14 protein-coding genes are annotated in these 14,078 nt (G+C 67.1%); 10 read left to right on the plus strand and 4 right to left on the minus strand.

Annotation, left to right across the window (positions count from 1 at the left end):
- Positions 1 to 58 precede the first annotated feature (58 nt).
- The 5 genes from ileS to JOY29_RS11880 all read left to right on the plus strand — a co-directional run bounded on the left by ileS (position 59) and on the right by JOY29_RS11880 (position 4,963).
- On the plus strand, positions 59 to 3,001 hold the full coding sequence (gene ileS / locus JOY29_RS11860) for an isoleucine--tRNA ligase (RefSeq protein WP_300973735.1): 2,943 nt from the start codon (positions 59 to 61) through the stop codon (positions 2,999 to 3,001).
- Complete coding sequence (gene lspA, locus JOY29_RS11865) at positions 2,998 to 3,498, plus strand: signal peptidase II (RefSeq protein WP_300973736.1); 501 nt, start codon at positions 2,998 to 3,000, stop codon at positions 3,496 to 3,498. Before ileS ends, lspA begins: the two co-directional genes overlap by 4 nt.
- Entirely contained in the window at positions 3,491 to 3,907 is a 417-nt protein-coding gene (locus tag JOY29_RS11870) for a DUF3035 domain-containing protein (RefSeq protein WP_300973737.1), read from the plus strand. The genes lspA and JOY29_RS11870 overlap by 8 nt, the downstream gene beginning before the upstream one ends.
- 24 nt (positions 3,908 to 3,931) lie before the next feature.
- The gene (locus JOY29_RS11875; RefSeq protein ID WP_300973738.1) at positions 3,932 to 4,483 is read left to right on the plus strand and encodes a winged helix-turn-helix domain-containing protein; all 552 of its coding nucleotides are present in this window, start codon (positions 3,932 to 3,934) and stop codon (positions 4,481 to 4,483) included.
- Positions 4,484 to 4,606: 123 nt separating this feature from the next.
- On the plus strand, positions 4,607 to 4,963 hold the full coding sequence (locus JOY29_RS11880) for a hypothetical protein (protein WP_300973739.1): 357 nt from the start codon (positions 4,607 to 4,609) through the stop codon (positions 4,961 to 4,963).
- A gap of 52 nt (positions 4,964 to 5,015) precedes the next feature.
- Here JOY29_RS11880 and sseA read toward each other — a convergent pair whose 3' ends face one another.
- The 3 genes from sseA to JOY29_RS11895 all read right to left on the minus strand — a co-directional run bounded on the left by sseA (position 5,016) and on the right by JOY29_RS11895 (position 7,650).
- Entirely contained in the window at positions 5,016 to 5,843 is an 828-nt protein-coding gene (gene sseA, locus JOY29_RS11885; RefSeq protein WP_300973740.1) for a 3-mercaptopyruvate sulfurtransferase, read from the minus strand.
- Positions 5,843 to 6,292, minus strand: a complete 450-nt coding sequence (queF, locus tag JOY29_RS11890; RefSeq protein WP_300973741.1) for a preQ(1) synthase — start codon at positions 6,290 to 6,292, stop codon at positions 5,843 to 5,845. The genes sseA and queF overlap by 1 nt, the downstream gene beginning before the upstream one ends.
- A 149-nt stretch (positions 6,293 to 6,441) precedes the next feature.
- Positions 6,442 to 7,650, minus strand: coding sequence for a M20 family metallopeptidase (locus JOY29_RS11895; RefSeq protein ID WP_300973742.1), 1,209 nt, complete (start codon positions 7,648 to 7,650; stop codon positions 6,442 to 6,444).
- Positions 7,651 to 7,759: 109 nt separating this feature from the next.
- On the opposite strand from JOY29_RS11895, the gene JOY29_RS11900 reads away from it, so the two are divergent.
- A complete protein-coding gene (locus JOY29_RS11900) occupies positions 7,760 to 9,931 on the plus strand; it encodes a prolyl oligopeptidase family serine peptidase (RefSeq protein ID WP_300973743.1) in 2,172 nt (723 codons plus the stop codon).
- Between the two features lie 52 nt (positions 9,932 to 9,983).
- Here JOY29_RS11900 and JOY29_RS11905 read toward each other — a convergent pair whose 3' ends face one another.
- Entirely contained in the window at positions 9,984 to 10,538 is a 555-nt protein-coding gene (locus tag JOY29_RS11905; protein WP_300973744.1) for a L,D-transpeptidase family protein, read from the minus strand.
- Between the two features lie 204 nt (positions 10,539 to 10,742).
- On the opposite strand from JOY29_RS11905, the gene JOY29_RS11910 reads away from it, so the two are divergent.
- From JOY29_RS11910 to JOY29_RS11925, 4 genes are read left to right on the plus strand one after another with little or no spacing between them, the layout of a single operon-like run.
- Positions 10,743 to 11,399, plus strand: a complete 657-nt coding sequence (locus JOY29_RS11910) for a PIG-L deacetylase family protein (RefSeq protein ID WP_300973745.1) — start codon at positions 10,743 to 10,745, stop codon at positions 11,397 to 11,399.
- 3 nt (positions 11,400 to 11,402) lie between these two features.
- The gene (locus JOY29_RS11915; RefSeq protein ID WP_300973746.1) at positions 11,403 to 12,542 is read left to right on the plus strand and encodes a glycosyltransferase family 2 protein; all 1,140 of its coding nucleotides are present in this window, start codon (positions 11,403 to 11,405) and stop codon (positions 12,540 to 12,542) included.
- Positions 12,529 to 13,146, plus strand: coding sequence for a hypothetical protein (locus JOY29_RS11920; RefSeq protein ID WP_300973747.1), 618 nt, complete (start codon positions 12,529 to 12,531; stop codon positions 13,144 to 13,146). The genes JOY29_RS11915 and JOY29_RS11920 overlap by 14 nt, the downstream gene beginning before the upstream one ends.
- A gap of 13 nt (positions 13,147 to 13,159) precedes the next feature.
- Entirely contained in the window at positions 13,160 to 14,008 is an 849-nt protein-coding gene (locus tag JOY29_RS11925) for a YaiO family outer membrane beta-barrel protein (RefSeq protein WP_300973748.1), read from the plus strand.
- Positions 14,009 to 14,078 lie beyond the last annotated feature (70 nt).

The raw sequence follows: 14,078 nt of genomic DNA on the forward strand, positions 1-14,078 counted from the left end.
GGATCGAGTCCGGGGTGACGCTTCACACTCAGGGCACAGCCCGCTAGAGCCCGCCCAAATGTCCGACGAGCCCACAACCGAAAAGCGCGACTGGCGCGACACCGTCTTCCTGCCGAAGACCGCTTTCCCGATGAAGGCCGGCCTGCCGCAGAAGGAGCCCGCGCTCCTCGCCCGCTGGCAGAGCCAGGACCTTTACGGCCAGCTGCGCGCCGCCCGTGCCGGCCGCGAGAAGTTCATCCTCCACGACGGCCCGCCCTACGCCAATGGCGACATCCACATCGGCCATGTCCTCAATAAGACGCTGAAGGACCTCGTCGTTCGCACCCAGACGCTGCTGGGCAAGGACGCGCCCTACGTGCCCGGCTGGGACTGCCACGGCCTGCCGATCGAGTGGAAGGTCGAGGAGCAGTATCGCAAGAAGAAGCGCAACAAGGACGAGGTCCCCCCGGCCGAATTCCGCGCCGAATGCCGCGCTTATGCCCAGCACTGGGTCGACGTGCAGCGCGAGCAGTTCCAGCGCCTCGGCATCCTTGGGGCATGGGACAAGCCCTATCTGACGATGAGCTTCGAGGCCGAAGCGACCATCGTCGGCGAATTGTGCAAGGTGGCGGAAAGCGGCCAGCTCTACCGCGGCGCCAAGCCGGTGATGTGGAGCCCGGTCGAGAAGACCGCGCTGGCCGAAGCCGAGATCGAATATGAGGACGTGGTGTCGACCCAGATCGATGTGGCGTTCGAGATCGTGGAGACGAAATCGTCTGCAATCCAGGCTCTTCTAGACAAGAGCCACCTAAAGACGTTCGTGGTAGTTTGGACGACGACGCCTTGGACGATCCCGGTCAACCAGGCCGTCGCCTACGGAGAGGACATCAAATACGTCCTGATTCCGGAAGGCGGGACCGTGAACACCTACTTGGTGGCAGAGCCCCTTGCTGCGGCATTCTTGGAACGCTGCGGAGATAAGCAGGCAGGCATCTTCTCTCTCCATGAGAGCGAATGGGAAACTGTTAAGGGCTCTGACCTCGCCGGCACCATCGCCCGCCACCCGATGCACCACCTGGGCGGCTTCTTCGCCAAGCCGCGTCCGCTGATTCCGGCGCCGCACGTCACCACCGATGCCGGCACCGGCCTCGTTCACATGGCGCCTGACCATGGCGAGGAGGATTTCGAGGCGTGCAAGGCGGTCGGGATCGATCCCGTCTTCGCGGTCGAGGGCGACGGCAAGTATCGCGAGGACTGGCTGTGGCTCGGCGGGCAGGGCTCGGTCATCAACCCCAAGTTCAACGGCCCCGAAGGCCCGATCCTCACCGACCTGCGTGAGGCCGGGGCGCTCCTGAGCGCTGGCGATTTTCGCCACAGCTACCCGCACTCGTGGCGCTCCAAGGCCCGCGTCATCTACCGCTGCACCCCGCAATGGTTCGTGGGCATGGACCAGCCGATCGATCTTCCCCCGTCCCGCCTGCGGGAGGGGACGGGGGAGGGCCTGTCTGCTGGGGCTGAGGCGACAAGCCCTCCCCTAGCCCCTCCCGCAAGCGGGAGGGGAACCCTCCGCCAGCGCGCCCTCGCTGAGATCGACCGCGTCCGCTTCGTCCCCGACAAAGGCCGCAACCGCATCGGCTCGATGGTCGAGGGCCGCCCTGACTGGGTGCTCAGCCGCCAGCGGGCCTGGGGCGTGCCGATCACGCTCTTCGTCGACCGCAAGACCGGCAAGTATCTGGTCGACCCGGAGGTCAACGCCCGCATCGTCGCCGCCGTTGGCGAGAAGGGGGTGGATGCCTGGACCGAGGAAGGCGCCGCGCAGCGCTTCCTGGGCGAGGGACGCAACCCCGACGACTTCGAGCAGGTCACCGACATCCTCGACGTCTGGTTCGACAGCGGCTGCACCCATGTCTTCACGCTGGAAAGCGGCCTCTGGCCCGAGCAGCGCTGGCCCGCCGACCTCTACCTCGAAGGCTCCGACCAGCATCGCGGCTGGTTCCAGTCCTCGTTGCTGGAAAGCTGCGCGACCCGCGGCCGGGCGCCGTACGACACCGTGCTGACCCACGGTTTCACCATGGATTCCAAGGGCATGAAGATGTCCAAGAGCCTGGGGAACACGGTCAACCCGCTCGACCTCATGAAGGAGACCGGGGCGGACATCCTGCGCCTGTGGGTGGCGAGCGTCGACTTCACCGAGGACCATCGCATCGGCAAGGAAATCCTTGCCGGCGTGTCCGACGCCTATCGCAAGATCCGCAACACCTTCCGCTACCTGCTCGGCGCCCTTGAAGGCTTCGAGGAAGCGGAGCGGGTCACCGACATCACGGCGATGCCGGAGCTGGAGCGCTACATGCTGGCGCTGCTCAGCCGCCTCGACGAGGAGCTGAAGACGGCGCTCGGCGACTATGACTTCAACGGCTACGCCCGGGCGCTCAGCGACTTCTGCAACAACGACCTGTCGGCCTTCTACTTCGATATCCGCAAGGACTGCCTCTATTGCGATGCGCCCGGCGATCCGAAGCGCATGGCCTATCGCAGCGTTCTCGACACGCTCTTCCACGCGCTCGTCCGCTGGTTCGCGCCGATCCTCGTCTTCACCACCGAGGAAGTCTGGTCGACCCGCTATCCGGACGCGCCCTCAGTCCATCTCAGCGACTGGCCGGAGCTGCCCGATGCCGCCGACCCGCGGATGCTGGAGATCTGGGCCAGCTATCGGGCTCTGCGCGAGCAGGTGACGGCCCAGATTGAGCCGATGCGGCGCGAAAAGGTGATCGGCTCCAGCCTCGAGGCGCGGGTCGCGATTGGCCTGCCCGACACCGCCGACCGGCCGATGCTGTCCGCCGACGAGCTGGCCGAATTGTTCATCGTCTCCGAAGTCCTGATCGATACCGGCACGGTGGTCGAAGGTCCGGCCGTGGTCGCGCACCGGGTCGACTATCAAAAGTGCGGCCGCTGCTGGCGTCATCTGCCGGAGGTCGATGAGGACGGCGACCTGTGCGATCGCTGCACGGAGGTGGTGGCGTGAGGGGCAAGACCGGGTTCGCACTGGCGGGCGCGCTGTTCGTCCTCGACCAGTTCACCAAGTGGCTGGTCGCCGGACCGCTGGGCCTTACCGAACTCGGGCAGAACATTCACGTCCTGCCCTTCTTCGACCTCACCCGCGTCCACAATTACGGCATCTCGCTCGGCCTGCTGACCGCCGCGTCCGACACCGCCCGCTGGCTGCTGGTTGGCATGACCGCGCTGATCGCCCTCGTCGTCGGCTTCTGGCTGACCCGCGAGGAACAGCGCGGCGACCAGCTCGCCTTGGGCATGGTACTCGGCGGCGCGCTCGGCAATATCGTCGACCGGGCGCGGCTTGGATATGTTTTCGACTTCGCCGACCTTCACATCGGCGATTTCCGGCCGTTCCTGGTCTTCAATGTCGCCGATGCATGCATTAGCATCGGCGTCGTGATCCTGATATTGCGAGCCTTCCTGGTCCGCGAGCCCAAGCCTTCGGAGAATCCCGATAATGCGTAAGTCCCTGAGCTTCATGACCCTGATCGGCGCGGGGCTGGCCCTGTCCGGCTGCGCCCTCTTCGGCGGCGGCGGTGGCGGCACCAAGCTCGACGAATTCCGCGTCGCCCGCAATGCGCCGCTGGTGATCCCGCCCGACTACAGCCTGACCCCGCCGAAGCCCGGCACCGCCTCGCTGACCGCCGAAGGCGCGCAGCAGCAGGCCGTGCAGACCCTCTTCGGTGGCCCAGCGCCGCGTCCGGTGAGCGAGAACAGCCTGCTCGAGAAGGCCGGTGCCGATCGCGCTGCCCTTGGCGCCCGCTCGGTGGTGGGAAGCCCTGACACGGCGGTGGTCGACAAGGGCCCGCTTACCCAGACCATCCTGTCCGCGCCGGCCGGCGACGGCCAGACCGCGTCGGTCCAGACGCCGTAACGAGACGAAAGGGACGGGGGACGAATGGCCGACGATACGATTTCCGCCCGGCTGGTCGAGGTCGAGGCTCTGCTCGAGCGCTCGCGCAAGCGCTTCGAGGAAGGCCAGAAGATGGCCGAGGAAGCCCATGCCCTGGTCGCCGAGCTTCAGCAGCAGCTGATCGGCGCGCCGGTGAACCTGCCGCGCGACGATGCCGATGACGTCGCCTCCAAGCTGCTCGCCAGCCTCAAGGCGGCCGGTTCCGAGCTTCCGCCAACCCTGTGCGGCGGACGCATGGCGGTCGACCAAGTGCAGCGCCTGATCCGCATCGACGGCCATCCGATCGCCATCACCGAGATGGAATATCGCGTGCTCGAGCTGCTCGCCTTCGCCCGCAACAACGTCGTCACCCGGACGATGCTGCTGAAGCATCTCTACCGCCGCGCCGACGACCAGCCGCAGCCGAAGATCATCGACGTCTTCATCTCCAAGTTGCGCAAAAAACTGCGCATGGCGAGCAACGGGGCCGAGTTCATCGAGACCATCCCGCAGCGCGGCTGGATCCTCCGCGACCTCGAGAACAGCGCGGCCGCCTGACCTCGTCCCGGCTCAGGCCCTGACCTTAGGAGCTTGGCGCTTGAGCGGCTGAGGCCCCGGCCTTCGCCAGGGCGGCGCCAATCTTCACTTCTTCTCAACCATGCGCGCTTACCAGTGATTCGCATGATCCACTTCCAGCCCGAGCAACCCGCCGATGCGGCGCCCTATGCCGAGGCGGTGGCGCGGCTGCGCAGTGTGCGCCAGGCGCTGGCGCTGGTGGAGATGTTCGAAGGCCGGCCGCGCCGCGATCCGGACAGCATCACCTTCGAAGCGCTGATGCCGATCGCCCCGCCGGCGCTTGCCGCCTGCGTCGCCGACCGGTCGATCCGTTCGGCAGGTGCGGCCGCCGCCGGGATCGAGGCGCTGCTCGGCGCGGAAAGCGAGGGCGAGACGCCGCACCCGGCCGCGCTCGACGTGCTCAGCGAGACCCTGCGCCGCGACCTCGAAGGGATCCACACCCTCTTCGCCGGCCGGGCATAGCCCGGCAAACGCCGAGACTCGGGCATAGCCCGGCTAACGCCGAGACCCGGGCCTAGCCCTTCTCCTTGGGCGTGTGCGGGTCGCTGCCCCATTCGCTCCAGCTGCCATCATAAAGCCGGACGTCGCGATTGCCGAGGAGGCGCGCGGCGAAGATCAGGCTGTTGGCGGTCACGCCCGACCCGCAGGTGGCGACGAACGGCCGCTCGGGATCGACCCCGGCCGCCTCGAATGCCTGCCGTATCTCGTGCGGCGGGCGGAAGCGGCCGTCCTCATGGTAGAGCGCACTGAACGGCACGTTCCTTGACCCCGGAATATGGCCCGGATCCACCCCCGGCCGCGGCTCTGGCTCGCTCCCGGCAAAGCGAGCGGCGCCACGGGCATCGGCGACCGGCACGCCGATCCCGCGCAGCAGGTCGGCCTTGGTCACCACTTCGCCCGGCTGGTGGGCGGCGGCGAAGCGGGCGGGGCGCTCGGGCGGCGGATCGGCGGTGACCGGCCGCCCTTCGGCGATCCACCGCTGCAGCCCGCCGTCGAGGATGGCGACGTTCCGGGCGCCGAAGTGGCGCAGCATGAACCAGGCCCGTGCCGAGGTCCTCAGCGCGCTGTCGTCGTAGATCACGATCCGGTCGTCGCTGCCGACGCCGAGCGCCTCCATGCCCATCGCGAAATCCTCCGCAGAAGGCAGCATGTGGCTGGTCGCCGCATCATGGTCGGCCAGCATGTCGATATCAAAGAAGCGAGCCCCGGGAAGGTGGCGCTGCTCATACTCCTGCCGTGGGTCGCGGTTGGCGGCCGGAAGATGCCAGCTGGCGTCGAGCACGACCAGGTCTGCCGCGTTCAGATTGGCGGCCAGCCATTCGGTCGACACCAGATCGTTCATCACCCTCTCCCGCGATAGCCTGCCACGCCCTGGTCGGGCACCCACAGCCCTTCCGGCGGCGCGCTCGACTGCCAGAAGACGTCGATCGGGATGCCGCCGCGCGGATACCAGTAGCCGCCGATGCGAAGCCACCGCGGCTTCATCTCGTCGAACAAGCGCTGGCCGATGCCGACCGTCACATCCTCGTGGAAGCCGCAATGATTGCGGAAGGAGCCGAGGAACAGCTTCAGGCTCTTGCTCTCCACGATCGTCGCGCCCGGTGCGTAGTCGAGCACCAGATGTGCGAAGTCGGGCTGGCCGGTCACCGGGCACAAGGAAGTGAACTCCGGCGCGGCGAAGCGCACGAGGTAGAGGCTGCCGGACCGCGGGTTGGGCACATAGTCGAGCTCGGCCGCTTCGGGAGAGGCGGGCAGGGCACTGGACTGGCCGAGATGCTTGGGAGTCACCATTCCAAGCCTCGCGCGCCAACATGAACAAGGTCACGAAGGTCACCGGTGGCGGCACTCTGGAAAGCCCGGAAATCAGCCATTTCGAGTTTCGCGATCATCTTCACTGGATATAGCCAAAAAGGTTCGTGTAGCACAGGCCCGGCTCGCCTTCATTCCCAGCCGCGCGCAAGGAAGCGCGTCGCGAAGGCGCAATGGAGGGCGACGCCGCGGCTGAGCCACTGCTCCTCCAGCGTCATCTGTGCGTGGTGGAGCGAGGGCCGGCTTTCGGGATCGGCATGGCCTTCGGGCGCGACGCCGAGGAAGGCCATGCAGCCCGGTACCCGCTGGAGCACGTAGGCGAAATCCTCGCCTCCCATGATCGGGCTGCCCATCTCGTCATAGCTGCCCTCGCCGAACAGGTCGGTGCTGAGCGACTCGACCATGGTCACCGCGCGCGGGTCGTTGCGGGTGGCGGGATAGCCGTGGTCGATGCGCACCTCGGCGGTGCAGCCGTGAGTCGCGGCAACGCTCTTGAGGATGTGTTCGAACGCCGCGCGTCCGGCGTCGCGGCGCGTATCGGACAGGGTGCGCAGCGTGCCTTTGAGCTCCACCGTCTCGGGGATGATGTTGTAGGCGGTGCCGGCCTGGATCTGAGTGATGGAGATCACCGCCGCATCGAAGAAGGGCACGGCCCGGGCGATCCACTGCTGGAGCGCGCCCACCGATTCGCAGGCGACGGGGATGGGGTCGATGGCCTGATAGGGCATGGCGGCATGGCCGCCGCGACCGCGGATGGTGGCGTTGAGCGCATCGGTCGAGGCGAGCAGGGCGCCCGCGCGGCTGGTCACCTGCCCGCCCTTCAGGGTCGGCCAGATGTGCAGCGCGAAGGCGCCGTCGGGCGCGGGATCGTCGAGGAGCCCGTCCTCGATCATGAAGCGGGCGCCGTGATGGCCTTCCTCGCCCGGCTGGAACATGAAGACGATCGTGCCTTCGAGGCTGGCCTGCTGCGCCGACAGGATGCGCGCGGCGGCCGACAGCATCGCTGAATGCGTGTCGTGGCCGCAGGCATGCATGTGCCCGGGCGTCTGGCTGGCGAACTCCAGCCCGGTTTCCTCATGGATCGGGAGCGCGTCCATGTCGCCGCGCAGCAGCACGGTGCGGCCGGGGCGGGCACCCCTCAGGATGGCGACGAAGCCGCTGGTGCTCTTCGAATCGCGGATCTCCAGCGGCAGGCCTTCGAGGGAGGCTTTCAGCTTGGCGCTGGTGCGGGTGCAGTGAAGCCCGAGTTCCGGATCGGCATGGATCGCGCGGCGGAGCGCGACCATCGCTTCGAACTCGGCCTCGGCGGCGGCATGGAAGTCGGTGTTGACGAGGGTCATGGGCGCGGGATGCGACTCTTTGCCGAACGGCGCAAGGCCGGAGCCTGTTTGCCTGCCCGCCGAGCCCTGCTAGCACTCGCCCACCTCTTCTCCCCAGCAAGGGTAACCCATGCGCAAGAGCCTGATTCTGATGACGCTTCCGATCGCCGCCTGCTCGACCACACCGCCCCTGGAGACTGCCGTGGCACCCCCGCCCGTGACTGCCGAAGCCGCCGCGCCGGCGGCGCCCGTGCTCGCCTATCCGCAGACCCGCCGCGACAATGTCGTCGAGACCCAGTTCGGCGCGGCTGTCGCCGATCCCTATCGCTGGCTCGAGAATGACGTCCGCAAGGATCCGGCCGTCGCCGCCTGGGTCGCCGAGCAGAACAAGGTCACCGACGCTTACCTCGACACCCTGCCAGGGCGCGAGATCCTCAAGAAACGCATGACCGAACTCTACAATTACGAGCGGGTCGGAACCCCCGTGAAGAAGGGCAATCGCTACTTCTATCAGCGCAACAGCGGGCTCCAGAACCAGTCGCCGCTCTACGTGCGCGACAGCCTGAACGGCCCGGAGCGGCTGCTGATCGATCCCAATACGTTCAGCGCCGACGGCGCCACGGCGCTTGCCGAATGGGTGCCGAGCGAGGACGGCCGCCATCTCCTTTACGCCATTCAGGACGGCGGTTCGGATTGGCGGACGCTCAAGGTGCTCGACGTCGCCACCGGCAAGACCGTCGGCGACGAGATCAAGTGGGTGAAGTTCTCCGGCCTCAGCTGGTCGAAGGACAACAAGGGCTTCTTCTATTCGCGCTTCCCCGAAAGCGCAGAAGGACAGGACTTCCAGTCGCTCAACAAGAACCAGACGGTCCACTACCACCGGCTTGGGACCGCCCAGTCGGCCGATCGGCTGATGTTCGCCCGGCCCGACAAGCCCGAGCTCAGCAATGTCGCCCAGGTCAGCGATGACGGCTCGACGCTCATCATCACCTCGTCCAGCGGTACCGACGAGCGTTACGAAGTGACCCTGCTCGACTGGCAGAAGGCGGGCGCCAGGCCGCGCGTGCTGATCCCTGGCTTCACCCACGACTACAGCTACATCGGCAATCGCGGCTCGACCTATTATTTCCAGACCAATGACGGCGCGCCGCGTCTCAAGGTCGTGGCGATCGACGTCAACGCCGCGCGGCCGAACAAGCGCACCGTTGTGGCAGAGCAGGCCGAAACGCTGAGTTCGTCGAGCCTGGTCGGCGGCAAGCTCGTCCTCTCCTACCTCAAGGACGCCTCGACCGAGGTGCGGGTGCACAGCCTGGCCGGCGCGCAGGAGCGGGTGATCGAGCTTCCGGGCCTCGGGACCGCGGGCGGCTTCTCGGGCGATCTCGACGATCGCGAGACCTTTTTCGCCTTTACCAGCTTCAATCGGCCAACGACCATCTACCGCTACGATGTCGCGACCAACAGCAGCAGCGCCTGGTTCGAGCCGAAGCTGCTGTTCAATCCCGATGACTTCACCGTCGAACAGCGCTTCTTCGCGTCGAAGGACGGGACGCGCGTGCCCATGTTCGTCGTCCGAAAGAAGGGCGTGACCGGCCCCGCGCCGACGCTTCTTTATGCCTATGGCGGCTTCAACATCTCGTTGACGCCAAGCTTCTCCGCCACTCGTCTGGCGTGGCTGGAGCAGGGCGGCGCCTACGTGCTTGCGAACATTCGCGGCGGTGGTGAATATGGCAAGGCGTGGCACGATGCCGGCCGCCTCGCCAACAAGCAGAACGTGTTCGACGATTTCATCGGCGCGGGCGAGGCGCTGATCGCGCAGGGGATTACCCCGCGGGGCGGGCTCGCCATCCAGGGCGGCTCCAACGGCGGTCTCCTGGTCGGCGCGGTGGTGAACCAGCGGCCCGACCTGTTCGCGGCGGCCAATCCCGCGGTCGGCGTCATGGACATGCTGCGCTTCGACCGCTTCACGGCGGGGCGCTACTGGGTCGACGATTATGGCTATCCCAACAAGGAAGCCGACTTCCGCACCCTGCTGGCCTATTCGCCCTATCACAACGTCAAGGCCGGCGTGTCCTATCCCGCGGTGCTGGTCACCACGGCCGACACCGACGATCGCGTCGTTCCCGGCCACAGCTTCAAATATGTCGCGGCGCTCCAGAACGCCCACCCGACCGGCAATCCCCAGCTGATCCGGATCGAAACCCGCGCCGGCCACGGCTCGGGCAAGCCGACCGACAAGATCATCGAGGAAGCCAGCGACGTGACGGCCTTCATGGCGAAGCACACGGGGCTGGAGATCAAGTAAGCGAACAAGCCGGCGAGGGCAGGGGAGAACCCTCGCCGGCCAGTCCGTGCCGTCAGCCGATCACTACCCGGTCGCCGACCTCGGTCATGGCGAACAGCTTGGCGGCGAAGGCGGCCGGAAGCCGCACGCAGCCGCGGCTCGCCCGGAAGCCCGGCACCTTGCCGCCGTGGAGCGCGATGCCCCACTGGTCGAGCCGCTGCATGTAGGGCATGGGCGCATTGTCATACTTGCGGCTGAAGTGGCTGCGCTTCTTTTCGAGAATGGGGAAGATGCCCGGCGGCGTCTCCTTCCCGTCCTTCCCGCTCGAGATGGTCGACACGCCGATCAGCTGGCCGGCGCGATAGACATAGGCCTTCTGGTCCTCGAGGCTGACCACGACCTCCATCTCGCCGCCCGAAGGCATGTCGTCCGCCCACCAATAACCTCCAGGACGGAGGTTGTTGCCTTCGACGACCGGCAAGGCATCGTCACGCGCGGCAGCCACCGTGGCCGCTGCGGTCATCAGGGCGGCCGGACTTTCGTCGGGGCCAAGTTCACTAGAGCTGGCGGCGCAGGGGCTCGCCATCGCCACGGCCAGAGCCGTCGCGAAGCATGCTAAGCGCTTCATAATCAATGTCTCCGTTTGCCTTCAAAACGAGCAAACGGCGGGGGCGGTTCCGATCTGGCGCATCGACGGAATGAACTTCCGTTCAAAGTCAAGAAAAAAAGATGCCTCCGGCCCAAGCCTCCGTATCGGAATGAAACACAAGGAAAGCGCAAACCAAGGGACCGCATTTCCTGCCGCACCGGCAAGGGGAAAACGGGCGGGTAGATGCGGGAAGAGGGAGCAAGGGAAGAGGCGCGCCAGGCTGGCCGCACGCTGCGCTGCGTGCTGGCACTTGGTGCGCATCCAGATGATCTCGAGCTCGGCTGCGGAGCGACGCTGGCGAAGCTGGCGGCCGAAGGAGTCGAGGTGCGGGCGATGGTCTTCACCGCCGGCGATCGCGGCGCGCCAGGTGACTTCGACCGCCGCGCCGAAACCCGCACGGCGCTCGCCTCGCTTGGAGTCGCCACCGTCGTCCAGCACGACTTCATCGACACGCGCCTGCACCAGGCACTGAACGAGATCATCGCCGCCATCGAGGAAGAAGTGGCGCGCTGCCGGCCCGACCGGGTCTACACCATGTTCGACGCCGACCGGCACCAGGACCATCGAACGCTCTACGAGGCCTCGGCGGTCGCCTGCCGCAAGGTACCGCAGATCCTCGGCTACGAGACTCCGAGCTCCTATCCCAATTTCCTGCCGACCGTGTTCGAGCCGGTCGGAGAACATCTCGAGCGCAAGGTCGCGGCCCTCAAGCTCCACGCCAGCCAGGAGCATCGGCTGTACATGGACGAGGAGAAGGTACGCGCCGCCGCCCACTTCCGCGGGGCGCAGGTCGACCTCGGTCCCAGCGAAGGCTTCATCGCCTACAAGATGGTGCTCTGAGCGATGAAGACCTTTCTCTTCTTCGCCATGGCGATGGGGGTGCTCGCCTACCTGTGGCACATCCATCGGCGGCGGCCGAGCTGGCGCTATCGCTCGGTCGATGTCGTGGTGCCCGCCTACAATGAGGAGCCGTGCATCCGGGCGACGCTCGAAGCTCTGCTCCGCAACCTTTACGTCTCGCGGGTCATCTGCGTGAACGATGGGTCGACCGACGGCACCGCGCGGGAGATCGACCGGCTCGCGGCCGAGTGGCCGGGGCGGCTGATCGCCGTCCACCAGCCCAATGGCGGCAAGGGCTCGGCGCTGATGCACGGCCTCGACTATGTCGCGACCGAGGCCGTCTTCCTGACCGACGCCGACACGCACGTTCCGCCGGGCAGCGACGGCCTCGGCTATCTGCTGGCCGAGATCGAGCATGGGGCTGACGCTGCGGGCGGCATTCCTTCGTCGGCGCTCGGCGGGGCCGGGCTGCTCCCGCGCATCCGCGCCTCGGTCAAGCTGCCGATGATCGCGATCAAGCGGACCTTCCAGCAGCTGGTCGGGGGCGCTCCCTTCATCATCTCGGGTGCCTGCGGGATGTTCCGCACGGAGGTGCTTCGCGAGGTCGGCTTTTCCGACCGCACCAAGGTCGAGGATCTCGACCTCACCTGGACACTGGTCGCGCGTGGCTTGCGGGTCCGGCAGGTCAGCCGCTGCATCGTCTATCCGCAGGAGTGCAATACGGTCGCGGAGGAGTGGCGGCGCTGGCGCCGGTGGATCGTCGGCTATGCAGTCTGCATGCGGCTGCACCGCCGCCTGCTCCTCACCCGCTTCGGGCTGATCAGCGTCCTGCCCATGTTCCTGCTCGTGGGAAGCGGGGTCGCCGCCTATGTCGGCCACCTCGTGCCGCTTGCGGTGGACGGGCCGTGGGCGCGCATTCCCCTGGTCTTCTTTCCCATGCTGTGGGTCGCCGCGGTGCTGGTGATTGGCGCGCTGAGCGCCATCCACCATCGCCGCCCCGAGCTGGTGCCGCTGGCGCCGCTGGCCGTCTTCTATGTCCTGCTCTCCTATGCCGTCTGGTTGGTCCACGGCTTCGCCGGCCTGATCACCGGCCGCGAGCAGCAGCGCGACAAGCCGACGAGGTACGCCCATGTGGTGGACTGAACTCGAGTCGCTCGCCGAGGCGCTTGCCGACGAACGAGGCGCCATCGACTCGACGGCGGCGATCGACCCGACGGCGGTGATCGACGAGCGCCGCGGACCGGTGCGGGTCGGCGCACGGACGAGGGTCTGTGCCGGTGCCCGGATCGAGGGACCGGCGGTGATCGGCGCCGACTGCCTGGTCGGCAATCTCGCCCTCGTCCGCGGGGCCGTGCGTTTGGGCGACGGCGTGCGCATCGGCTTCGCGGCCGAGGTCAAGAACGCGCTGATCGGTGACGGCGTCAGCATCGGCCCGCAATGCTTCGTCGCCGACAGCCGTCTCGACGAGGGCGCCTATCTCGGCGCGCAGGTGCGGACGTCGAACCACCGCCTCGACGGCCGCACGGTCGCGGTCGAGTGGGAAGGAGAGCGGCGCGACAGCGGCCGCGAGAAACTGGGATGCTGGATCGGAGCCGGCGCGGCGCTCGGGATTCAGGTGATCGTGCTGCCCGGCCGGATCGTGGCCCCGGGCAGCCTCTTCGGGCCGCGCATCACCATCGAAAGAAATCTCCCGACCGGCCGCTACCGGCTGGCGCAACAACTGCACGCCGAAGCGGCGTCGAACTGAAAGGACCGGAAGAATGACCAAGACGACATTCTGCATCCTGCCGCTGGCGCTGCTGGCGGCAATGCCGGCAATGGCGGGCGAGACCTTGCGCAACGGCCAGCCGGGCGAACCCGAGTTCGGCGAGAAGAGCGGGCCGCCCTCGTTGTTCAAGACGTCCTTCTCGGGCGACTATACCGGCTTCTCCGACGACCGGGGCAGCCGGCGCCTGATCACTGGCGAATTCGTCCGCGACACGGGTCCGACCAGCTTCATCCTCGGCTTCTCCCAGGGCAGGCGCGACTTCGGCAAGGGCAAGAAGAGCTATGACGGGATCCGCGTGACGGCCTCGGTCGGCCATGACTGGAGCAATCGCATCTCGACCGTGACCACCATCGCCGCTTCCGACGATAGCCCGGTGTTCGAGCAGTTCCGCGCCCAGCAGGACGTCGACGTGAAGGTGGTCGGCGGCACCGTTCTCCGTCTTGGCGGCCGCTATTCGCGCTTCAGGGGCGGTGTCGACGTCAGCGCCGCCACGGCGGGGATCACGCAATATCTCGGCGGCGGCTTCCTCTCCTACCGGCTGAGCGCCTTCGACACGCGCGGGCGCGGCACCAGCTTCGCCCACCTCGCCTCGTTCAAGATCAAGGATCCGCGCGGCAAGGGCTCGACCCAGCTGTGGGCCGGCACCGGCAGCAGCCTCCACGAATCTGACTGGGAGCCCGATGTCCAGAAGGGCCGTGCGACCAGCCTTTCCCTCAAGCGCAGCCAGCCGATCTCCAGGCACGTGTCGCTGTCGGTCTCGGTTGGTCGCACCTGGTATGATCGTCCGCTCGGCGACTATCAGGGCACCAGGTTCGGCTTCGGCCTGGCTTACAATCGCTGACGAGCCGGCGCACCGGCAAGAGCATTAATCATTCTGAATGGCGGCCGACACCGCCATTCAGAAGTGATGC

It is taken from the genome of Sphingomonas sp. LHG3406-1, assembly GCF_029637485.1.
Lineage (GTDB): Bacteria > Pseudomonadota > Alphaproteobacteria > Sphingomonadales > Sphingomonadaceae > Sphingomicrobium.